At 68.5% G+C, this 20,171-nt stretch carries 21 protein-coding genes, 1 tRNA gene and 3 pseudogenes; 15 read left to right on the top strand and 10 right to left on the bottom strand.

Annotated elements, in window-relative coordinates:
• Positions 1-144 precede the first annotated feature (144 nt).
• The gene (locus ACFXOM_RS26525; RefSeq protein ID WP_384940681.1) at positions 145-456 is read right to left on the bottom strand and encodes a hypothetical protein; all 312 of its coding nucleotides are present in this window, start codon (positions 454-456) and stop codon (positions 145-147) included.
• A gap of 320 nt (positions 457-776) precedes the next feature.
• Here ACFXOM_RS26525 and ACFXOM_RS26520 point away from each other — a divergent pair.
• A pseudogene (locus tag ACFXOM_RS26520) lies at positions 777-1,085 on the top strand (DNA primase); the annotation flags it as partial.
• Here the strand turns inward: ACFXOM_RS26520 and ACFXOM_RS26515 are convergent.
• Entirely contained in the window at positions 1,072-1,860 is a 789-nt protein-coding gene (locus ACFXOM_RS26515) for a DUF817 domain-containing protein (protein WP_384940680.1), read from the bottom strand. The pseudogene ACFXOM_RS26520 and the gene ACFXOM_RS26515 sit on opposite strands and share 14 nt — an antisense overlap.
• 272 nt (positions 1,861-2,132) lie before the next feature.
• On the opposite strand from ACFXOM_RS26515, the gene ACFXOM_RS26510 reads away from it, so the two are divergent.
• The 3 genes from ACFXOM_RS26510 (at position 2,133) to ACFXOM_RS26500 (ending at position 5,519) form a co-directional block, all read left to right on the top strand.
• The gene (locus tag ACFXOM_RS26510; protein ID WP_384940678.1) at positions 2,133-3,440 is read left to right on the top strand and encodes an LPXTG cell wall anchor domain-containing protein; all 1,308 of its coding nucleotides are present in this window, start codon (positions 2,133-2,135) and stop codon (positions 3,438-3,440) included.
• A gap of 335 nt (positions 3,441-3,775) precedes the next feature.
• Complete coding sequence (locus ACFXOM_RS26505) at positions 3,776-5,032, top strand: serine hydrolase domain-containing protein (RefSeq protein ID WP_384940676.1); 1,257 nt, start codon at positions 3,776-3,778, stop codon at positions 5,030-5,032.
• Positions 5,033-5,147: 115 nt separating this feature from the next.
• On the top strand, positions 5,148-5,519 hold the full coding sequence (locus ACFXOM_RS26500; protein WP_384940675.1) for a hypothetical protein: 372 nt from the start codon (positions 5,148-5,150) through the stop codon (positions 5,517-5,519).
• Positions 5,520-5,630: 111 nt separating this feature from the next.
• Here the strand turns inward: ACFXOM_RS26500 and ACFXOM_RS26495 are convergent, their stop codons facing one another.
• Entirely contained in the window at positions 5,631-5,909 is a 279-nt protein-coding gene (locus ACFXOM_RS26495) for a hypothetical protein (protein WP_385039591.1), read from the bottom strand.
• A 244-nt stretch (positions 5,910-6,153) separates the two neighbouring features.
• Here ACFXOM_RS26495 and ACFXOM_RS26490 point away from each other — a divergent pair, with 244 nt between their 5' ends.
• Positions 6,154-6,294, top strand: a complete 141-nt coding sequence (locus ACFXOM_RS26490) for a hypothetical protein (protein WP_384940671.1) — start codon at positions 6,154-6,156, stop codon at positions 6,292-6,294.
• 371 nt (positions 6,295-6,665) lie between these two features.
• On the opposite strand, the gene ACFXOM_RS26485 is transcribed toward ACFXOM_RS26490, so the two are convergent.
• Positions 6,666-7,484, bottom strand: a complete 819-nt coding sequence (locus tag ACFXOM_RS26485; RefSeq protein ID WP_384940669.1) for a phosphotransferase — start codon at positions 7,482-7,484, stop codon at positions 6,666-6,668.
• Between the two features lie 169 nt (positions 7,485-7,653).
• Between ACFXOM_RS26485 and ACFXOM_RS26480 the strand changes: the two are divergent.
• A pseudogene (locus ACFXOM_RS26480) lies at positions 7,654-8,501 on the top strand (IS5 family transposase).
• Here ACFXOM_RS26480 and ACFXOM_RS26475 read toward each other — a convergent pair.
• From ACFXOM_RS26475 to ACFXOM_RS26465, 3 genes are all read right to left on the bottom strand, one after another.
• Positions 8,498-8,842 carry a DUF2750 domain-containing protein gene (locus tag ACFXOM_RS26475; protein WP_385039588.1) on the bottom strand — a complete coding sequence of 115 codons (345 nt, stop codon included), beginning with the start codon at positions 8,840-8,842 and terminating at the stop codon, positions 8,498-8,500. The pseudogene ACFXOM_RS26480 and the gene ACFXOM_RS26475 overlap by 4 nt on opposite strands.
• 173 nt (positions 8,843-9,015) lie before the next feature.
• Positions 9,016-9,492, bottom strand: a complete 477-nt coding sequence (locus ACFXOM_RS26470; RefSeq protein ID WP_384940665.1) for a hypothetical protein — start codon at positions 9,490-9,492, stop codon at positions 9,016-9,018.
• A gap of 396 nt (positions 9,493-9,888) precedes the next feature.
• Positions 9,889-10,233, bottom strand: a complete 345-nt coding sequence (locus ACFXOM_RS26465) for an SCO0607 family lipoprotein (protein ID WP_384940663.1) — start codon at positions 10,231-10,233, stop codon at positions 9,889-9,891.
• A 474-nt stretch (positions 10,234-10,707) separates the two neighbouring features.
• On the opposite strand from ACFXOM_RS26465, the pseudogene ACFXOM_RS26460 reads away from it, so the two are divergent.
• The 4 genes and pseudogenes from ACFXOM_RS26460 to ACFXOM_RS26445 all read left to right on the top strand — a co-directional run.
• Positions 10,708-10,794: pseudogene (locus ACFXOM_RS26460) on the top strand (winged helix-turn-helix domain-containing protein); the annotation flags it as partial.
• 44 nt (positions 10,795-10,838) lie between these two features.
• On the top strand, positions 10,839-11,021 hold the full coding sequence (locus ACFXOM_RS26455) for a hypothetical protein (protein ID WP_384940818.1): 183 nt from the start codon (positions 10,839-10,841) through the stop codon (positions 11,019-11,021).
• Between the two features lie 277 nt (positions 11,022-11,298).
• The gene (locus tag ACFXOM_RS26450) at positions 11,299-12,243 is read left to right on the top strand and encodes a helix-turn-helix domain-containing protein (protein WP_384940661.1); all 945 of its coding nucleotides are present in this window, start codon (positions 11,299-11,301) and stop codon (positions 12,241-12,243) included.
• A gap of 579 nt (positions 12,244-12,822) precedes the next feature.
• Positions 12,823-13,047, top strand: a complete 225-nt coding sequence (locus ACFXOM_RS26445; protein ID WP_384940660.1) for a hypothetical protein — start codon at positions 12,823-12,825, stop codon at positions 13,045-13,047.
• 83 nt (positions 13,048-13,130) lie between these two features.
• Here the strand turns inward: ACFXOM_RS26445 and ACFXOM_RS26440 are convergent, their stop codons facing one another.
• Positions 13,131-13,325, bottom strand: a complete 195-nt coding sequence (locus ACFXOM_RS26440) for a DUF397 domain-containing protein (protein ID WP_384940658.1) — start codon at positions 13,323-13,325, stop codon at positions 13,131-13,133.
• Positions 13,326-13,666: 341 nt separating this feature from the next.
• On the opposite strand from ACFXOM_RS26440, the gene ACFXOM_RS26435 reads away from it, so the two are divergent.
• Positions 13,667-14,113: a transposase gene (locus ACFXOM_RS26435; RefSeq protein WP_384940656.1), complete on the top strand. Its 447-nt coding sequence runs from the start codon at positions 13,667-13,669 to the stop codon at positions 14,111-14,113.
• A 164-nt stretch (positions 14,114-14,277) separates the two neighbouring features.
• Entirely contained in the window at positions 14,278-14,877 is a 600-nt protein-coding gene (locus tag ACFXOM_RS26430) for an integrase core domain-containing protein (protein WP_385039585.1), read from the top strand.
• Between the two features lie 93 nt (positions 14,878-14,970).
• Here the strand turns inward: ACFXOM_RS26430 and ACFXOM_RS26425 are convergent.
• Positions 14,971-15,055, bottom strand: a tRNA-Ser gene (locus ACFXOM_RS26425).
• Between the two features lie 45 nt (positions 15,056-15,100).
• Positions 15,101-16,528, bottom strand: a complete 1,428-nt coding sequence (locus tag ACFXOM_RS26420) for a S1C family serine protease (protein WP_384942646.1) — start codon at positions 16,526-16,528, stop codon at positions 15,101-15,103.
• A 175-nt stretch (positions 16,529-16,703) separates the two neighbouring features.
• Here ACFXOM_RS26420 and ACFXOM_RS26415 point away from each other — a divergent pair, with 175 nt between their 5' ends.
• From ACFXOM_RS26415 to ACFXOM_RS26405, 3 genes are all read left to right on the top strand, one after another.
• Positions 16,704-17,495: a glycerophosphodiester phosphodiesterase gene (locus ACFXOM_RS26415; RefSeq protein ID WP_384942644.1), complete on the top strand. Its 792-nt coding sequence runs from the start codon at positions 16,704-16,706 to the stop codon at positions 17,493-17,495.
• 80 nt (positions 17,496-17,575) lie between these two features.
• Positions 17,576-18,196, top strand: a complete 621-nt coding sequence (locus ACFXOM_RS26410) for an ATP-binding protein (RefSeq protein WP_385039582.1) — start codon at positions 17,576-17,578, stop codon at positions 18,194-18,196.
• An 83-nt stretch (positions 18,197-18,279) separates the two neighbouring features.
• On the top strand, positions 18,280-19,272 hold the full coding sequence (locus ACFXOM_RS26405; RefSeq protein WP_384948417.1) for a DUF5926 family protein: 993 nt from the start codon (positions 18,280-18,282) through the stop codon (positions 19,270-19,272).
• The last annotated feature ends 899 nt before the right edge of the window (positions 19,273-20,171 follow it).

Genomic DNA, 20,171 nt, shown 5'->3' with positions numbered 1-20,171 from the left:
GGAGCAGCGCCGCACAGACCGCCCTTCACCCCATCGGCCAGACCCTCTCCCCGTCACCCCCCCGTCCACCACCCCCGCCGATCCCCGCCACCGGACCCCCCGCCCGAAGCCCTCCCCTCCACCCCCCGGCCCCCCGTCGGCCGCCTACCAGAAGTTGAAGAAGTTCACCGCAATGTTCTCGTTCGACTGGTCGATCGCCGCGAATCCCGGCCCGTTCACCTGGGCCGTGTTGTTCTGGTTGGAGGCACCGGACCCGGTGGCCACCTGCTGGGTGGTGGACGAGCTACCGGAGTTGTCCCCGCCCACACCGCTACCGCTGATCGTGGCCACGGCCGCGTTCGATCCGTCGTCCGCGAGAGCCCCGTTGTCGGCCTGCGCCACCCCGCCGAAGAGGGCGGTGGCGAGCGGCAGCGCGACGACGGCGACCAGGGTGCGGGCGGTACGGATGCTTGCCATGTCTTATTCCTCCAGTGATGGACGGCGCCTCCGATGCGTATCGGAGACACGGAACCGCACAACTGCGGGAAACCCGGGAAGCTCGGGAACCGAGCCTCTCCACCGGGTAGTTGGCCAACCGCCCCGGCTACTTCTCACGACGTCGCGAGATCAGAGTTGCCCAGCGGATCCCGGCCGAACCACGGCAGAGACCGCATTCCCCCTCAAGCGTGATGACATGTCGATAAACCTCCTGAGCGACCCGAAACCCCACGTCGATCGCGACGACCCCGTCCACCATCGACGCCCGGGCGCCACGGGGAATGGCCTGCCGAGCCGTCCCCGACGCACTGCTCCGCCTGATCGCAGCGCCCGCGCACGCCCACCACACCGCACCGCACCGCACCGACACGGGCACCCCGCGGCCGGGCGCTCGTGCGGTTCGTACTGGCCGCCCACGAAGGACACGCAACACCCGACTGTTCTGGGCGGCGTGCCGGGCCTACGAGAACGGCATCGGCGAAGCGCTCGCGGACGCACTCGCCGACGCACTCACGGACGCACTCACGGACGCCGCCGTGCGCATCGGACTCACCGAACGCGAGGCGCGCGCCACCATCACCTCGGCGGCCCGCCTCACGGACCGCTGACCGGCGAAGTCGCCGCCCCACGCCTCCTGGCCCGCTCGGCGATCACGAACGTCACACTGATCAACAGCGCCCACGCCCCGAACTTCGCGACCGATACGGGCCGCCAACCGTCCAACTGGTCCGGGTAGCTCCACGCTCCGGCGTACGTGGCGGCGTTCTCCGCCACCCACAGGAAGAAGCCGATCAGGACGAAGCCGAGCGCGAGGGGCATGCGGTAGGTGAGCGCACCGACCCGGTAGGCGACCCAGGTCCCCGCGGTCGCCCCGAGCATCGCCGCGGCCAACAGCCAACGGACGTCCGGGAGCCAGTGGTGGGTGAAGAAGTTCAGGTAGACCGCGCCGGCGAGCCACGCCATGGCGGACGCCCGGTAGCCGGTCAACCGCAGGTCGAGCAGGTGCCAGGCGCGGCAGACGTAACTACCCACCGCCGCATAGAGGAACCCGCCGTAGAGCGGCACGCCGGCGACCTTCGTCAGCGCGTCCTCCGGGTAACTCCAGGACCCGAGCTGCACCTTGACCAACTCGAACAGCAGACCGACGAGATGACACCCGGCGATCACCACGGTGTCCCGCTTGCTGTCCCAGCCCACCCAACGCGCCACCACAGCAAGCCCTACCCCGTAGACCAGCACCAAGTCATAGCGTGCGACGGGAAGTTCGGGCAGCAGACGGGAAGCGGCGATTCCGCCGACGAGCGCGACGGCGAACGCGCAGCAGCGCGCCTGGAGCAGTCCGAACCGAATGAGTTGCCGCACGCCTTCCCGTATCTTGCTCATGCAGGGTGGACGCCCGAGAGGCGCCGCGCGGTTGTTCGCCGCGTACGCCACGGACCCCATCGGTGACATACACCACACGAGAATCGGTGAGATCGAGGGCAACTGTCCCACCTCGATCGCTTTCGCCCCCCTGTGATGCGGTGCTACCCGTCGGCAGGACCGGATATCTCGCTTCCTCCCGGCATTTCCGAGTCATACGATCACCGGACAGTCGCTCAGCGTGAGGCTTCCGCAGCGACTGTCCCCACGCTTCCGACCCCAGAAGGGTGCTCGTGACCATTCGCCGCATCGCGGCAACGGCCGTCGCCGCTGCCGTCACCACGCCTGCCGTCCTGCTCTCCGTGAGCCCCGTGTACGCCGATGCCAAGCCGGTCACCGCGCAGACCGGGCAGCAGCGGGACGGGAAGACGTCCGTCGAGGACCTGCGGAAGGCCGCCGCAGCGGCGCAGCAGAAGTACGACGAGGCCGTGGCCGCCGAGAAGGCGGCGGTCAACGCGGTCGAGGCCGCAATGGCTGACGACGCGCCCCACTCCGTGGCCGCCGCGAAGGCCAGGAAGGAGGCGGCCGCCGCCGCCGCCGCGAAGGCCACGGCCGACAAGGAGCGGGACGAGGCGAAGGCCGCTCGCGCGGCACTGCCCGAGACCGCCACCGCGGACGAGAAGGCGGAAGCGGACAAGAAGCTGGCCGCCGCCGAAGCCGCTGCGACGGCCGCCGAGGCCAGGAAGACCGCAGCCGACGCCGAAGCGGCCAAGGCCGGCAAGGCCGCGGACGACATCGTGGTCGACGCGGGCCGCAAGCTGGCGGCGGCCCGTAAGGCCGTGGACATCGCGCTCGCCGAGAAGAGGGCCGCCGACGAGGCGCTCGCCGACGCCGAGAAGCGCGTCTGCGTCTACGAGGGCAAGCTCACCACGACCCTCACCGGCCTGCCGACCGAGATCGTCGCCGGGTCCACGGTCGACTTCACCGTCCGGGTGACCAACGGCACCGCCAAGACGATGGACAAGGTCCTTCCGTCGGTCTTCTTCCACGGGACGGACAAGAGCGGCACCAAGACCGTCGACGACCTTTTCGGCGTGCAGTGGTCCACCGCTGCTTCGCCCGCCTGGAAGCACGTGGCGAAGGACCACTTCCTCGGATCCGTCACCCCGCTGAAGAAGGGCGCCCACGCCGACATCAAGGTCCGTCTCACGGTCGACGCCAAGGCGCCCGCCGGCAACGGCACGGCCCTCGTCTCCGGCCAGTACGTCAACAACGACGGCACCTGCGGCGGGAACATCGCCCTCTGGCACGACTTCACGACGCTGCCCGCGGGCAGCAAGCCGGCCACGAGCGGCACCGTCACCCCGAGCAAGACCACACCGGGCACTTCGGGCACCACCCCGCAGGGCTCCACGTCCAGCCAGGCGGTGGGCGCCACCACTTCCAGCACGTCCACCACCCCCAGCGGATCCACCGGATCCCTGGCCAGCACCGGCTCGTCATCGGCCCTACCGCTCGCCGGCGCAGCCGGTGCGGCCGTGGTCCTCGGTGCCGGCACCGTGGTCCTCACCCGCCGCCGCAAGGCCGGCGCCTCTTCCTGAGCGGGAACACGGCACGGCGAGAAGGGCGCTCCCCGGCGGGAGCGCCCTTCCGTCCGCTCCCGGCCGGGTGGCCGTGAACCCTTCACCGCGGGGCGGACCGGACGAGCGCCGTCCCGCCGGGTCCCACCGCCGTCGTGGGACCCAACCTCCGCGGTGCCGGTGCCGGTGCCGGCGTCAGCCACGCGTCCACCCTGCCGAACGGGTCAGTGCCGGGCCCGGTCTCGCGGGAACGAGCCCGCCCGCGGCGTACGTTGTCCACGGCACGCGTCCCACCTCCGGCCCTCCCGGTGGCCGCATGCCGTCGCACCGACCTCACCGCGGAAAGAGGCACTGGGATGACGCGCACGCCCGAACGCCGTGGGTCCGCGCAGACCGCCCACCGCAGGATCACGGCGGCGCTCACCACGACGGGGCTGCTGGCCCTTACGGCGTGCACCGCTCCCACCACCGCGTCCGCCCCACCCGCGGAGGCGGCGACCTCCGCCACGCCCTCGGCCGCCGCGCCGGTGCGCGAGCTGACCCCGGCCGTGACGGCTCGGCTCGACAAGGCGATCGAGGGGACGCGGCGGCAGGCAGGCGTCCCCGGCGTCATCGTGGGGCTCTTCGTCCCCGGGGAGGCCGAGTACGTACGGTCCTTCGGGGTCGCCGACAAGAGCAGTGGCGCCCCCATGTCGGACGACCTGCACATGCGGATCGGCAGTGAGACGAAGACGTTCACCGTGACCGCGCTCCTGCGGCTGGTGGACGCGGGGAAGGTCGGCCTCGACGATCCGGTCTCGGAGTACCTGCAGGGCGTCCCCGGCGGGAACGGGATCAGCCTCCGGCAGCTCGCCGAGATGCGCAGCGGACTGTTCTCGTACAGCGAGGACCCCGACTTCGACAAGGCGTTCCTGGCGGACCCCGACAGGGATTTCACTCCCGAGCAGCTGCTCGGCTACGCCTTCAAGCACCCGGCGGACTTCCCGCCGGGGCAGAAGTTCCAGTACAGCAACACGAACACCATCCTGCTCGGCCTGGTCGTGGAGAAGGTGAGCGGCCGGAGCCTCGGCGACTTCCTGCAGCGGGAGGTGTTCCGGCCGAGCGGTCTGGAGCGGACGCTGTTCCCGGTCGGAGCGGAGTTCCCGAAACCGCACGCCCAGGGCTACACGACCCAGACCGAGAACGGCGAGCAGGCCGACGCGACCGACTGGAACCCGTCCTGGGCCTGGGCCGCTGGAGCGATGATCTCGGACCTGGACGACCTGCGTACGTGGGGGCGCGTCGTCGCCACGGGAACCCTGCTGAAGCCCGCCACCCAGGCCCAGCGGCTGCGGACCCTGCCCACCGGCTACCCCGGAACCGGTTACGGCCTGGGGATCTTCGTCAACCACGGCTGGTTGGGGCACAACGGATCGCTGCCCGGCTACCAGTCGGTGGTCGTCTACCTGCCGTCGGCGAAGGCCACGCTCGTGGTGCTGAGCAACACGGACAACGACTACCTGGGCAACGAGAACAGCACGCTCTTCGCAAAGACGATCACCGGCATCGTGACTCCGGGCAACATCTACGACCTTCCCCCCGCTCCACCTTCGTCCGCGTCCCCTTCGGGCTGAGCATGCCCGAGCGGCGGCCGAGTCCGTGCGGCGGCCGATGCCGTCGGCCCGGTGTCAGCGACACGGCCCAGCGTGTTCCCGCTCCCCATATTCGAACAGGCGTATCATTCTGGTCGTGGCCGAATATGACTTCCCCGACGATCTGCGCGAGGCCCAGCTGCGCCTCCACCAGGCCCGCTCCCAGTACCGGGCACTGTGCCGGACCCTGCCGTGGTCGGTCGTACCCGCCGAGGGCTGGACCGCCGTCGAAGGGCAGTACTCCGGTTACCGGCACGAGTTTCCCGCCACGTCCGGCTACACCGAGGAACAGAAGGCGGAGGAGAGCCGCCTGCGGCGCCTCGTCGTGGAACTGTCGATCGAGGTCTCGGCCCACCCGTACTGGGCCACCCTCGAAGGGCCGGCAGTCGTGGCGGCCAGGACGGCGCTGAAGAAGCGGCCCGAGGAGGGCGCGGGCGCCGAAACCGCGGCCGAACCGGGCACCGACTGAGGACGAGGTGCCCGTGGCACCGCCTCCCACACCCGCTTCCCCGCGCCGGCCACCCCGCAGGTCCACCGGCTCCGCGCCCGTCCCGACCGTCGTCGGCCGACCGCATGCGACTCAGGCAGGGTCGGTGGTCCAGATCTCCGTATACGCCTGGCTACCGATGAAGGGGTTGTTGACGGCCCAGAGCAGACCCTTCTGGTTTTCCGGAACGTCAAAATCGCACATCACCCAGCCGCCGTCCTTACCGCGGTGGTTGAAGCACTCGCGACCCCAGTGCGCCGGGAGTACGGACGTGATCGTGCCTGCGGCGGACTGTCCGTTCGCCTTCGTGTCCTTGACCCAGACCCGGTCTCCGTACGCTGCGAAGCACGCCTTCGCTCCGGTCGTCGACACGCACGTGACGCCCGACGGAGGCGGGCCGCTCGGGGTGCCGGTCGCCGCCGACGCCACGGTTGTCGTCCCTGCGGTACTGAGCATCACCGCCGCAGGAACCACCATCAGCGCTCGCCATAGCCTGCTCGTGTGCTCCCCCTAAGAACCGGAATGAGCCTCGGGCCGGGACCAATGTCAGACCCGGCTCGTAGCGTCGGAAGCGAGGGCCTGGAGCGGCCGGGCCCGGAGGATACGGGAGTGAGCCATGGGCGAAATCAGTGTGGGCAGGCAGCACCTGGACCGGCTGCTGGCCGACAGCGCCGGCTCATCGTGTGGAACCCCGTACCAGCGGGCCTTCGCAGAGCTCGCCAGGACACGCCAAGGGAGGGCCAGCCCACCACTGTGATTGCGCGCATACGTCGCATTCACGCGACGTATGCGCGCAAAGAGCGCACCTTGCCTGACGCCAGACACATCCGACCGCGCCGGTTGGGGTGCCGTTGCGGCTGACGGGGCGGACTCCCCCCTCTCACAGCCGGTTGAAGAAAATATGTTCCCTTTGTCATGGCTGGCGGGTTACTGTCCCCGCACGCAGGACCCCGTCAGGCGGTAGACCACATGCATGCCGTCGAAACCCCAGGTAGGCCCGGGCGGCCGCCCGGCATCAGCACCGGCCCCGATGTCATCCCGATGCGCAGACTGCCCTAACACGTCCCTGAGCGGGCACCGACATGAGCCCGCGGCCGGCGGGATCCCTCCGGCCGCAGGCTTCGTCGTTCAGCCCAGCAGTTCCAGCAGGCGGATAGCCTGCTTCTCTGCAGTGCCGGGAGGGTTTCGGGGATGCGCCGGGTCATCTCTCGCGAGCAGGAACAGCCAGACCAGAGCCAGCAGTCTCCTGCACTCCTGCAACCGCGCCGTCTCCGCCGCAGAAAGGTCGAACTGTCCCAAGAGCGCCGGGACATCTAACGGGTGTTCGACCCAGCTGCCCACATGCTCGGTGATCTCCGCCAGCTCAAAGGCACGATCACTGCGGCCTGAATCCTCGAAGTCCACAACCTGGACCCTGGTTCCGTCCCACAGATAGTTGGCAAGATTGCCATCGCCCGGGCCGAACACATCGGGCACCTCCTGCGAGGCGTCGGCTTCAAGTCCGGAATGAGCCACCCAGCCCAGCCCGGCATCCATGGCCTGCCTCACCAGCCCTCCGGCCCGGGGGCGCATTTCCATCGCCCACCTGCCGAGATGGCCGATGAGCTCGCTCGGCAGTCCGGGTCTGAGCGGAATCTTACGAACCACATCAGGTGGCACGGCTGCATACAGTGTGGCCAGGGCCTCTGCCAGTGCCTCAAGTTCTCTCTTGCCCAAGGCAGTTCCACGCAGGGGAATCCCCGCGAGGCGAGACATCGCTACCACAGGCGCTTCAACTGCGAGATCTGCTTCCCACGGCTCAGGCGCCAGCCCCGGAGCGTGAGCAGACAGCAGGGTCAGCCCCCGCCACTCACGCTCGGCACGTCCATCGTCCCCTGAGGCGAACCGCTTGATCACGCGGTCCGCGGTCATCTCGATCCCATGGGTGCCCCATCGGCCAGAACTCATGGGAGGGGATCCTGCCAGGTCATGCCACTCGCGCTGGACGCTGCCCAGGCACACACCGAGCTGGCCCGGCGGCTGGTCGACACGCCGCTGGAATACCCGCTGGAGCCTACCGGGTCCTTAGAACTCCTAACGAAATGATCTTTGAGGTGGTTGGATCACTCCGAGACGGATGATCCGGGGGTGTGGGGTGGCTCAGCCGAAGCCATGGGAAGCCGATGACGACTTATGGGCGGTGATTGAGCCGTTGCTGCCGAAGGTGGAACGGCGACCACGGCATCCCGGTCGTAAGCGGCATCCGGACCGACTGGTGTTCCAGGGCATCCTGTTCGTGCTGCACACCGGGATCTCCTGGGAGCATCTACCGCAAGAGCTCGGCTTCGGGTCGGGCATGACCTGCTGGCGGCGCCTGGCCGAGTGGACGGAGGCCGGTGCGTGGCCCCGGCTGCACGAGGTTCTCCTCGCGAAGCTGCGTGGCTCGAACGCCCTGAACTTCTCCCGGGCGATGGTCGACGGCTCCCACATCCGGGCGCTAAAGGGGGAGCCAAGACCGGACGAAGCCCTGTTGACCGGGGCAGAGCGGGCAGCAAGCACCACCTGATCACCGACGCCACCGGCATCCCGCTCGCTGCCACCTTGACCGGCGGCAACCGCAACGACGTCACCCAGCCGATCCCACTCCTTCAGGCTGTGCCGCCGGTGCGGGGCATGCGCGGCCGGCCCCGGCGCCTCCCCGACATGGTGCTGGGCGACCGCGGCTACGACCACGACAAATAATGCCGACTCGCCCGGGACCTCGGCGTGAAGCCGCTGATCGCCCGCCGAGGCACAGAACACGGCTCCGGCCTGGGCACCCAACGCTGGGTCGTGGAACGCGCCTTCGCCCACCTGCACTGGTTCCGCCGCCTACGCATCCGCTGGGAGACCCGCGACGACATGCACGAAGCCTTCCTCACCCTCGGATGCGCACTCATCTGCTGGCGACGCCTGCGCGCTCTGGCGAGCGATGCCGAGTGCTAGTCAGCCGCTGCCAGTCGGTTGAGAACTTCCATGGGGGTGAAGCTCCAGCCGACCAGGCGCGGCCCACTCCAGTTGATGCCGATCTTGTATCCCTCTCGGGCGGCACCGGGCAGATCGCGATCACGCCATGTGCCCAAGGGCATGGATTCAACGCGTAGCCCGTGCCCCCAGATCTTCGCTGCCCTCTGGGCGCGAGCCGAGGTCGACCAGAAGGGAAGGCTTCGCGTGCCGTCCGCAGAGAGGGGAGCCGGGCTTCCGTCGTCATCCCGGACAAGCCAGACCACTCGGCTCTGGCGGACATCTCGGAAGAATACTGCCGCTTGCGAACCACTCTGACTCATGACCGCCGAGCCTAGCGTTCCCTGCCCCTCATTCCGTTAGGGGTTCTAAGTCGCAGTCCTTCGTGCTGCGTTGGCGCGTGTCATTCAACCTCATCCGGTCGTGATCGCTGCCGCCGTCCTCATCGGTGACCAGCAGCCGGTTGGGCCCATCGAACACGTGGCCAACCCGCTCATCAGTCCCATGCGTTGAAGATCACCCCGCCCAGCGTGGTGATGGCGTAGAAGCGAATCTGGCGCCACTCGCCCGGTGTGAGTACCGAGGTGTCCACCTGGGAAAGAGGCGTGCCGAGTCGTTCTCGATTCAGCACGGCAAACCCCGCGTGCGCGAAGGTGTCGGCCCAGGACGGCGGTGCGGTGAACTCCGTGCCGTACCAATCCCTACGTTCCCGGGCGAACGCGATCCAGGGGTGGTGGGCGTGGCACAGGACGATGTGCTCGCCTGCACCGTCGACGACCGACGCGGTGTGGAACGTACGCGGGTACGCCTGCTCCTCCTCCTCGCCGACCTTTCCTCCGGCGGCGCGAGCGGCCTGGTACAGAGCACTTCGGAAATTCCGCAGGTCGGTTTCGGGAAGCGGACCGCCCTTCGGCTGGTAGAAGCCCGTTGCTCCTCGGGGCAGGCTGAAGCCCCTGTTCTCGTCGTCGGCCACGTGGTCATCTTGCCGCCTGCGCTTGCGCGACCTGCCCATACCTTCGTTCGGGCCCACGGGACCGGCCGAAGGTATCTCCGGACCGAGGTGACGGGAAGCGTGCCCCGGCATGCCTGACCGGGCGGGAACCAAGGAGCCGGGCAGTGCCGAGCACACCGGACACGGCGAAGGCCCCCGACCATACGCACTGGTCAGGGGCCGCCGACCCGCGGTGGGTGTGGGAGGTGAACCCACGGTGACTCGCGCCACGACGGCTGGCGCGGGAGCCGTGGTCCACACGGGGTCCACTGGCTCCACCCTGCTACCCAAGGTCATCCGCTCCGGGGGTAGGAGGCTGCCGGCTTCTCTGGACATGCGACACACGGCGCGTACGCCCGCCGGATGGGGCCGTCCGGGTCAGCTGGCATCCGGAACGTCGATGATGTTGCCGTCCTTGTCGAGTGTGTGGGTGTCCCAGTACTTGTCCCACTTGTCGTCGACCTGCTGCGGCACCTTGCCCTCCGGGTATCTCACGAATCCCGCCGGAGGCTCTGTCTTGTCCGAGACACAGGCGGAGCCGGTACCGCCCACGGACAGGACGGGGTACTCGCCGCTATTGCAGATGTCCTCCTTGTACTCGACGCCGGCGCATCCGGTAAGTGCCACCACGGCGGCCGCGCCTGCGAGAGCGGCGGCGACGAGGCGGACCCTTCCGGGCCGCACAACGGTGGTGGGGCGGCTCGTCCTGCGAGGCGTGTTCATGACCCCCTCCAGTCATTCGATGTGCTCCCAATCCTCGCCGCCGGACGGCTGCCGTGCCCTGAGCACACGTACTCAGAAGCGCCCGCGATGATGCTCAACCGTGCACAGTTCATCGATGTCGGGTGCTGTCCCCAGTCGCCGTCGACGGCACTGGACCCGACGGGCCTTTGTGCGCCGCCGTTGCCGCCAGGGGTGCCGTCAAGAGTTGGTGTCCTGAGATGCCCGACGTTCGATGAACGGGGCACCCGCGCCTTTGCTGTGCATCTCCTGACCGCTGAACGGCTGCATCAGCCGCCTGATGTCGGAGAAGGGGTGCGTCGTGGCTGGGGCGGTCGGCTCCTCGGCTCTCGCCACCTCCCCGCTCCGCCGACCTCGTAGACGGCCACCGACGGAAACATCCCAAAACTACCCACTGCCGGAAAGGCCAACGCTGGGTTCGAGGACGCCCAGCGCTGGACCCTGGCGCGGATCGCCGTGCTGATCGGCCGCACCTGCCACGTCTGCTACACCCTCACCGGGGTGAGCAAGCTGCTGGACCGGCACGGCTACTCCTGGCAGGTCCCGGTACGGCGCTCGGCGGAGCGTGACGAGGAGGAGATCGCCCAGTGGCGGGAGGAGACCTGGCCGACGGTGGAAAACCGCTGCCGAGCTCGGCGCCTACGTCTGCTTCGCCGACCAGGCCGGACAGGCGCTGTCTCGTCCGCAGCCGCCTCGAGCAGATCCAGTACCGCCCCGACGCGATCACCGGCTGCCTCACCGAGGCCGGACTGTCCTTCGCCCCTCCATGATCCCAAACCCGGACGCCACGAGTTCAACCTGAGTAGCACAGAGGCCGCCCGCTGGGGATGCCCGAAATGAGCCGTGTCCCGGTTTCCGAGCCCCGTTGCAGGGCAGTTCCCGGGCGACTCTCTCCTCGGTATCTTCCGGCACCTTCGGCTGAATCGCGAGCCGGAGGAGGTCTGGTGGTGAAAATGGGGCAGCGGAGGCACTACGGTCCGTGTTGGCCACGTGCATAAAGACGGCTTGCTTTGTGCGCTGTTCAGGTCCGCTTAATCCCAGGTGGTGATGCGACAATCAGCCGTATCGCAGATTGGGGGACGTATGGCGACGCCGAGCACGGGAAGCCCCGCGATACAGCGACTGCGGCTTCGGACACGGCTGCGGCAATTGCGGACGGCCGCTGATCTGACGCAGCGACAGGTTGCTGAGCGCATGGAGTGGTCCCCGAGCAAGCTGCTGCGTATAGAAGCTGGCGAGGTCGGAATCTCCGTCAACGACCTGCGCCCGCTGCTGGCTCTCTTCGACGTGGAAGACGACGCCACTGTGGAGGAGCTGCTGAACCTGGCTCGGGGAAGCCGGAAGATGCCCTTCACCGAGTATCGGGACATCTACGACAAGGACTTTCTCGGCTTTCTCGCGATGGAGTCCTCAGCTTTCGTAACCCGCAGCTTCCAGCCCCTGGTCATGCCCGGGCTGCTCCAGACGGAGGAGTACGCGATGGCCATCATCCGCGCCTACACTCCGACGCGCTTCTCTGAACAGCAGCGACAGCGCATGCTCGAGGCGCGGATGCTGCGCCAGGAAGCACTCGAACGGGACGAAGCGGAGTCGTACTTCATCCTGGACGAGTCGGTGATCCGCCGGCAGGTCGGCGGCCCGGGGGTCATGAAGGGCCAACTACGCAGACTCGCCGAACTAGCGGCTCATCCTCGCCGCAACATCATGATCTTTCCGTTCAGTGGTGGCGCGCATGCCGCATCGCAGGGTCCCTTCACTCTCTTCGAGTTCGAGGAGGAGGAGATGCCGCCGTTCGTGTACCTCGAGAACCTTCGAGGCACGGCCACCGTGAGCACGGAGACGGAGAGCTTCGTCGCCTACCTGGAGCAGTTCTGGAGCCTGGAGGAGAGGGCGATCAAGGGCGAGCAGATCCCGCGGATCCTTCTGCAGATAGCCGAACATCTGGAGACGCAACCTCACGACTTCCACGTCAATCCACGGAACGGGGACTGAGCCACGACGCCACCGATTCAAAAAGCGTGATCAGCCCCGCCCTTGCTGCGTACGACAGGAAACGGCTGAGCAGCTCTCCTCATAGCCGGCTGCCAGCAGGGGCGCAGAGAAGCACGGTGGGGCGCACGAAGTCACTTGCCGCAAACATGGCTGTGGCTCCGCACAGGCGAAGCCACAGTGAAGCGAGCCCGCTGCAACGGGATGCGCCCCATGCTGATCGCCCGGGCCACCGGACATCAGCGTACGGAGAACGGTTGCGCATCCAGGCCGAGTTCGCAATCGCCGCTGGTAAAGCGACGCAGAACTGCCCGGATCCAATCGCTCCTACCAAGATGTGCTCGGCGGGGAGTCCGGATAAACCATCAATCTGCTAGCTAGCGTGTAGCCGGATCGCAAACCGTACGACGTCGATCTGATGTGTGGAGATCTCAACCACTGCGCCAACATGGGACTTCGACAGCCAGGGACGAATGAGTGATCACGTAGAGCCGAGGGAATCGCCACCTCAGGAACGGCCGTTCGCCTGCAAGCGAACGGCACCAAGCACCGTTTCAAGTCCCGGGCCATCTGGAGTACACCATGCCGGAAGACGTCGAACGTGCTGCGGCGGAAGAATCGCAGCGAAGCGTTCCCGTTCTGCCACGCGCCAATGCCGTAGTCGCCGTTATCGTGGCGGTTGCCTCACTGACTGCGGCCATCTTCACGCTGATCCTGGTCCCCGACGACGCCGGCAAGGCGGCCGCCGGAGCCATCGCCACTGCAGGACTCGCCCTCGCCGGTCGATTGGGGACACCTGGTCATTGAACACTAGGCGCCGCGCCCCATCCGTTGGTCCAACGGGTGGGGCGCGGCGTCTTGTGGGGGCGCCTCAGACAGAGGCCATCTACTCATAGGGGACCCGTCCCCGACTCGGTCGAGGCTGTGAACCGGCGCCATGCGGCGGCACCGAATGCGAGGCGACCCGCGGCAATGTCTTTGGAGTCGCGCACCATGACGCCGAGCGAAGTACGCGCGACCTCCACGCACTGATTGCCTGCGGCGTCGCTGAACGACGACCTCCGCCACGACCACGAGCCGTTCATTACGCGCCCATCCCTTGGAGCCCGCAGCGAGGCGGGCATATACCTACGGCCACAAAGAGCGACATATCACCCTTTGCGCCTTAGCTTACATCTGTGCCAGGCCCCGCTGACACGCGGTCACGGCAGCCGAGGCGTATGTAGCTCTGGTAGCTGGAGTACCTCGCAGGCGCGCCACTGTAATAGGAGGTGCAGGGCCTTCGCGGGGTCCTTGACGGAAACGTCACCGACCAGACGTGTAGTTGGACGTTAGGTCCGATCTTCCTCAGTTCGTGATCGCTCGATCGTGGTACTGATCGCCGTCCAGGTCACTTGCTGGGCATGTCCATGTTGAGATGCGGGGCGTGAAGAGAGAGCCGTACCTCACCGACTTGTCGAACGAGCAGTGGGCGTTGACCGAGCCAAGGATCACGGCCTGGAAGCAGATCCGGGTGGCACGGTCGACGACCGGAGATTTCGGATGCTGTGACCTGAGGCAGATCGCGAACGCGAACTTCTACCAGAACCAGACAGGCTGCAAGCGATCAGAGGACCTGTCCCTCGTAATCACCGACACCCAGTCTGTGCGCGCGGCCACCGGTGTCCCGAAGGCCACGACGGGACTGGACGTGAACAAGAAGATGTCGGGTCGCAAGCGGGGACTGGCTGTTGACGTTCTGGGGCTGGTCATCGGCGTCGCTGTGCTGGCCGCGTCCGCCCACGACAACGCCGCCAGCACCGCCCTCCTCGACCAGGCCACCGACCGCTGCGGGAACCGTCTGGAGGAGGCCTCGGCGGACCACTCAGGTTGAACTCGTGGCGTCCGGGTTTGGGATCATGGAGGGGCAAAGGACAGTCAAGGCCGTGACGGGGGTGGATGACCATTCCCGGTATTGCGTGATCGCGTCGGTGGTGGAGCGGGCGGTCTGTGCGGGCGGTCTGTGCGGCGTTCGCCCGGGCTTTGCAGAGGTTCGGGGTGCCGGAAGAGGTACTGACCGACAACGGCAAGCAGTTCACCGACCGGTTCGGGCAGGGTGGTGAGGTGTTGTTCGACCGGATCTGCCGGGAAAACGGGATCGCGCACCGGCTGACCCAGCCGGCCTCCCCGACCACGACGGGCAAGGTCGAGCGGTTCCACCAGACCCAGCGGCGTGAACTCTTCGACGACTGCGGCGCATTCGAGAGCCTCCAGGAGGCTCAGGCGGCACTGGATCGTTGGGTGGAGGAGTACAACTCCGTGCGGCCGCATCAGGCGCTGGACATGCGGTCCCCAGGAGAGCGGTTCACCCCGGTTCTCGAGCAGGAGCGGAACGTCCTGGGCCTGAAGATTCCCGGAGTGCTTGCGCTGGTGCCGCAGCAGCGGACCGCTCCTGCTGCGGTGCCCGATCCGGTCGAGGTGGCGCCTGCTCCCGCCCCTCTGCCCGGGGTGGACGAGGGTGGACCGGTGGCGCCTTCGCGTTGTCGGGCACCTGGCCCGCGCATGCCCCACAGCGGTAGTCCTGACCTGCGATTTCTCGTCCTCCGTGGGCCGGATCTTGGTCCACGCCTGGTCCACAGACACTGGTCAACGTCGTGACAGAGGCGGATCAAGGTGAGACAGGCCCCATGGGAAAGGGGCGCCCCGGAATCCGGAGCACCCCTTCTCACCTGGCCTTACGTGGCCTGTACGCGGTGGGTGTGGGATTTGAACCCACGGTGACTCGCGCCACGACGGTTTTCAAGACCGTTCCCTTAGGCCGCTCGGGCAACCCACCTCGCGCCCGCCCGATCTCCGGGAGGCGCCTGCACAGCCTAGCCCGTCAGCCGTCGCCCTTGCGCTGCCCCAAGGTGATCGAGGCCGTGGACTCCCGCCCGTCGCGCTCGTAGGTGAGCGTGACCTTGTCGCCCGGCTTGTGGTTCCAGATCTCGCTGATCAAGGTCGGCCCGCTGTCCACGGGCTTGCCGTTGAACTTGGTGATGACGTCCCCGGGCTTGAGCCCCGCCTTGGCCGCCGGGCCGTTCGGTGTGATCGCCGCGGTGCCGCCCGCCCCCTGTTGGGCGATGGTGGCGCCCGCGCCCTTGGAGGTCATGTTCACCGTGGCGCCGATGACCGGGTAGACGGGCTGCCCCGTCTTGATGAGCTGTTCGGCCACGTTCTTCGCCTGGTTGATGGGGATCGCGAAGCCCAGTCCGATGGATCCCGCCTGGGATTGCTGGCCGAAGCCGTTGTTCCCCGTCGACTGGATGGCGGAGTTGATGCCGATCACCGCTCCGCGAGCGTCGAGCAGGGGTCCGCCCGAGTTGCCCGGGTTGATCGAGGCGTCCGTCTGCAGGGCGCTCATGTAGGAGTTCCTGCCGCCGGCACCGTCGCCCGACGCGACCGGCCGGTTCTTTGCACTGATGATTCCGGTGGTGACCGTGTTGGAGAGCCCGAACGGCGCGCCGATCGCGATGGTCGAATCGCCGACCTGTACCTGTTCGGAGTTGCCGAGCGGCAGCGGCGCCAGGCCGGATGGGGCGTCCTTCAGTTTCAGGACGGCGACGTCGTAGCCCTGGGCCCGGCCGATGACCTCGGCGTCGTACTTCTTGCCGTTGGAGAAGGTCGCGGACAGCGTGCCGCCGTCGGCCGCCGACGCCACCACGTGGTTGTTGGTGAGGATGTGGCCCTGCTTGTCGTACACGAAGCCGGTGCCCGTGCCGCCCTCCCCCTGGCTGCCGCCCGACTGCGCTTCGATGGTGACGACGCTCGGCAGGGCCTTGTTGGCGACGGCGGCGACCGTCCCGGGGTCACGCTTGAAGTCGCCGGGTGCCTCCCCGGCCGCAACGGTCGTCGAGACGCCGCTGTCGCTGTCCTTGGCGGCCACGTAGCCGATCCCGCCGCCGATCCCGCCGCCGACGAGCGCGGCGGCGAGCACGGCCGCGATCAGTCCGCCGGACCGCTTGCGCGGTCCCTGGGGTCCGGGTGCGACGGCGCCCCAGGGCGCTGCCGCCGGCGGGGGCGGCGGCCAGCCTCCACCGGTGTGCTGGACCCCTGCGGCGTTGTAGTGGGTGCCGCTGCCGCCACCGTGGTGCGTCCCTGCGTTCGGTGTCGGAGGCGCGGTCGGCGCGGGTGGCACCTGGTGTGCCGACTGCGTCGGCGCCCCGGCGCCCTCGGGTCCGTGCGCGGCCGTCTCTTCGGGAGCGGCCGCCGGCACGGGAGGTACGGATGGGCCGGGCTGCGCCGCAGTGCCCTCGTTCTCGGTGCTCACAGCTCTCTCCTCGGTTCCGCGGTGTGCGATGTGCGCGTGGGTCCGCTCCGCCAGCTTTTCCCACCGGCCGTCAGGCCACTGTAAGCAGGACCTGTGCGTATCCGCGCCATCCTTTATCCCGGACATTACGGTCACATCCGCGGCACGGCCTTTCCGACGGTGGCACCATGACGCGGTGACTCAACTCCCGATCCAGGTCGTCGCCCACCGAGGGGCGTCGGAGGACGCCCCCGAACACACCCTGGCCGCGTACGTGAAGGCGATAGAGGACGGGGCGGACGCCCTGGAGTGTGACGTACGCCTGACCGCGGACGGTCACCTCGTCTGCGTCCACGACCGCCGCGTGAACCGCACGTCCAACGGCCGCGGGGCCGTGTCCGCCCTGGAGCTCGCGGACCTCGCCGCGCTCGACTTCGGCTCCTGGAAGGACAGCGAGGAGAGCCCGGACTGGCACGACCCCGAGTTCACGTCCGTCCTCACCCTGGAACGACTGCTCGAGCTCGTGGCCGACGCGGGCAGGCCGATCGAGCTGGCCATCGAGACCAAGCACCCCACGCGCTGGGCGGGCCAGGTGGAGGAGCGGCTGCTGCACTTGTTGAAGCGGTTCGGGCTCGACGCCCCGGCGGCGCCCGACGAGTCCCCGGTGCGCATCATGAGCTTCTCGGCGCGCTCGCTGCACCGGGTCGCGGCCGCTGCACCGAACATCCCCACCGTCTACCTGCTGCAGTTCCTCTCGCTGAGGCTGCGCGACGGACGGCTGCCCGCCGGCGCCGGGATCGCCGGGCCCGGCATCCGGATCGTCCGCAACCACCCCTCCTACGTCGAGCGGCTGCACGCCGCGGGCCACCGGGTGCACGTCTGGACGGTGAACGAGCCCGAGGACGTCGACCTCTGCGTCGGGCTCGGCGTGGAGGCGATCATCACGAACCGGCCTCGGCAGGTCCTCTCCCAATTGGGCCGTTCCTAGTCGCTCGGGTCCACCGCGACGGAGCTGGCGCCATCACGGGGAGTGCACCGGCGCGTTCGCTGAGTACTCGATCGTTACGAGTGCGTCATCAGACGCCGACTGGCCGGTTTCCGATCGGGGTCGTTGGGGCATCCAACCCGTGGCGTGGGGCAAAGGAGGTCTCGGGGGTGGCGTTGGTGGTGGCACAGGAGGTGCCCACGTCGTCGAGCATGGCCGTACCCCATGGCCCTGCGGGCGTGGGTGAGGCACGGCACCGGATGCGTGAGCAGTTGCAACGCGGCGGAGTGTCGGAATCGGTAGTCGACGATGCCGTACTGATCCTTTCCGAACTGCTGAGCAATGCCTGCCGGCACGGCAGACCGCTCGGGCGGGAGGACATCGGGGACGGCAGCGTCCGTGCCGCGTGGCGCGTGGACGGGGCGGGCGGTCTCACCGTCGAGGTGACGGATGGGGGCGGTCCGACCCGACCGGTTCCGTCGACGCCCTCGGTCACCGCGCGCGGCGGTCGGGGGCTCAACATCATCGGTGCGCTCGCCCATGACTGGGGTGTTCGGGACGGCGCGTCCGGCGAGGTCACGGTGTGGGTCCTGGTCACGGCCGGGAGCCGGCGCGACGACTTCGCTACGCGCGTTACCGGCCCGGGTTTCGACCTGGTCCAGGCGTACGACGACATGGACCGGGGCCGGCGCACGGTGACCTGATCCGGCGTTGGGGCCGTCGGCTGGGGCGGGACGGCTAGGCTCGCGCCCGAGACAAGCACGCCGTCATCGGGAGAAAGCCCATCATGGCCAAGAAGCGCCCCCAGACGAAGGCCACCAGGCCACAGCGCACCGATGGTGCCCGCGCCGCCGGCGCCGACGAGCCCGTGCCGGTGGTGGGTGCCCGCGAGCCCTGCCCCTGTGGGTCGGGCCGTCGCTACAAGGCCTGCCACGGCCGTGCCGCCGCGCACGCCGTGACCGAGCTGGTCCATCGCCCCTTCGAGGGGCTTCCCTCGGAGTGCGACTGGGTCGCACTCCGCGAACTGGTGCCCGCCGCGACGGTCGCGCTGACCCTCAAGGACGAGCTCCCCGCGGACGTTCCGTCCGTCACGCTCGCCACCGTCCTGCCCATGGCGTGGCCCGCGCTGCGCCGGGACGACGGCTCCGTGCTGCTCGCCGTGCAGAACGACACGTCCTCCGGCGACCTCAGCAGGGACCTCGCCGACACCCTTCAGCGCGCGCTGAAGGCGAAGCCCGGCACCGCGGTCGCCGGGGAGCGGGTCTCCCCGGAGGGTCCGCGGCTCCAGGAGCTGCTCGATCCGGCCGCTCCCTTCGAGCCGGTCGTCCACAGCGGGTTCGAATTCTGGATCCCGGAATCGGCGGAGAACCCGAGCCCGGAGGTCGCTGCTTCGCTGGAGCGCGCCAACGCCGCCGCGATCCCGACCGTCAAGCTGTCCGGCGTGGACGCGGCGTACTGGTGCGAGACGCCGGAGAAGAACCACCTGCGCTGGGTCATGTCGCATCCGGAGGAGCAGCTCCTGGACGCGCTCGCCCGGCTGCACGCCGCCGGCACGTCGAGTCTGGGCGAGGGCACCCGGCTGGTCGGTTCGTTCCGCGCGCACGGCCTCGTGGTGCCGGTCTGGGACCTGCCGAGCGGGATGGGTGCCGAGGAGTGCGAGAAGCCGGCTGCCGAGTTCGCCGAGCGGTTGGCCTCGGCGCTCGCGGCGGACGCTCCGCTGACTGCCGAGGAGCGCCGGGCCCGCGGCGGGCTCACCAACCGTCAGGTGACCCTCAGCTGACCGGACCGTCGTAAGGGGCACTGACGGTTTCTGTCCCACGACAAGTGATTCCCGTCACAATCACCCCTACGGACGGGTAATTCCCTGTCCGAATACTCGAGATCGAATTTGCGAACAGCAGATCTCTTGTTACCGTTCTGGAAGCCCGGTCGCTGGTGCATCCCCCGTCGCCAGCGACCGGGCGCTGCTATTTCCGGAATGGCTTCCATCACTTTCTTCCGGCACCAACTGCGCGCGGATGCGGAAGAGTTGCCGCCGGATCGCGGTAGCGAAGGATGGCGAGCTCACCTTCGGGGAGATGCGAACTACGCAACGAGCGAATAGCCGCCCGCACCCCTCCCGCTGCTTCTCACTTGGCGTTTTGCGTACCTCGGCGGCATCTCCGACCCGCACGCGCAATATGCCCGTACGGCCCCTACCCGGGGATCTCCCGGCCCCCTTGATCCCCGCGGTCCGCCGACGGCCGTCCCGTCGGCGTCGCGCAGGCGCATCGACAGCCGAACCCGTGGTCGATACAACCTTCCAGGCTGCGAGCGTGGCGCCCGAACCGAGTTGCGCGGGAGCACGTTCGCTAGTGCGTGGACCGCGGTTTTCGACCGACGGCTCGGCACCACGCTCGCCGCATGAATGGATTTCAGCCAGAAATCCCTACCGCCGTGCCGTCTTGCCATCCGGCCCGACATGGGGTCGCACAACGGACCGTCACTCCCTGGACAATGCCCGACACCCGCGCCGGAAGCACCGCCCACTGCTCTTCACGAACTCCACCCGTCCACTACTACGTCCTGGACGCCGCCCGTCCGCTTCCTCCGTGCCGCAGCCGGGGCGCGGCACGGCGCCGCAGACGGGCGGGGGCCGGACGAGTGGATCGGGGCACCCCGGGGTCGACGGGCGCACGG

The sequence above is a fragment of the Streptomyces sp. NPDC059169 genome (genome assembly GCF_042755225.1).
Classification (GTDB): domain Bacteria; phylum Actinomycetota; class Actinomycetes; order Streptomycetales; family Streptomycetaceae; genus Streptomyces.
Note: the sequence above shows the minus strand (reverse complement) of the source record. Positions and strands in the feature narration are given on the sequence as shown.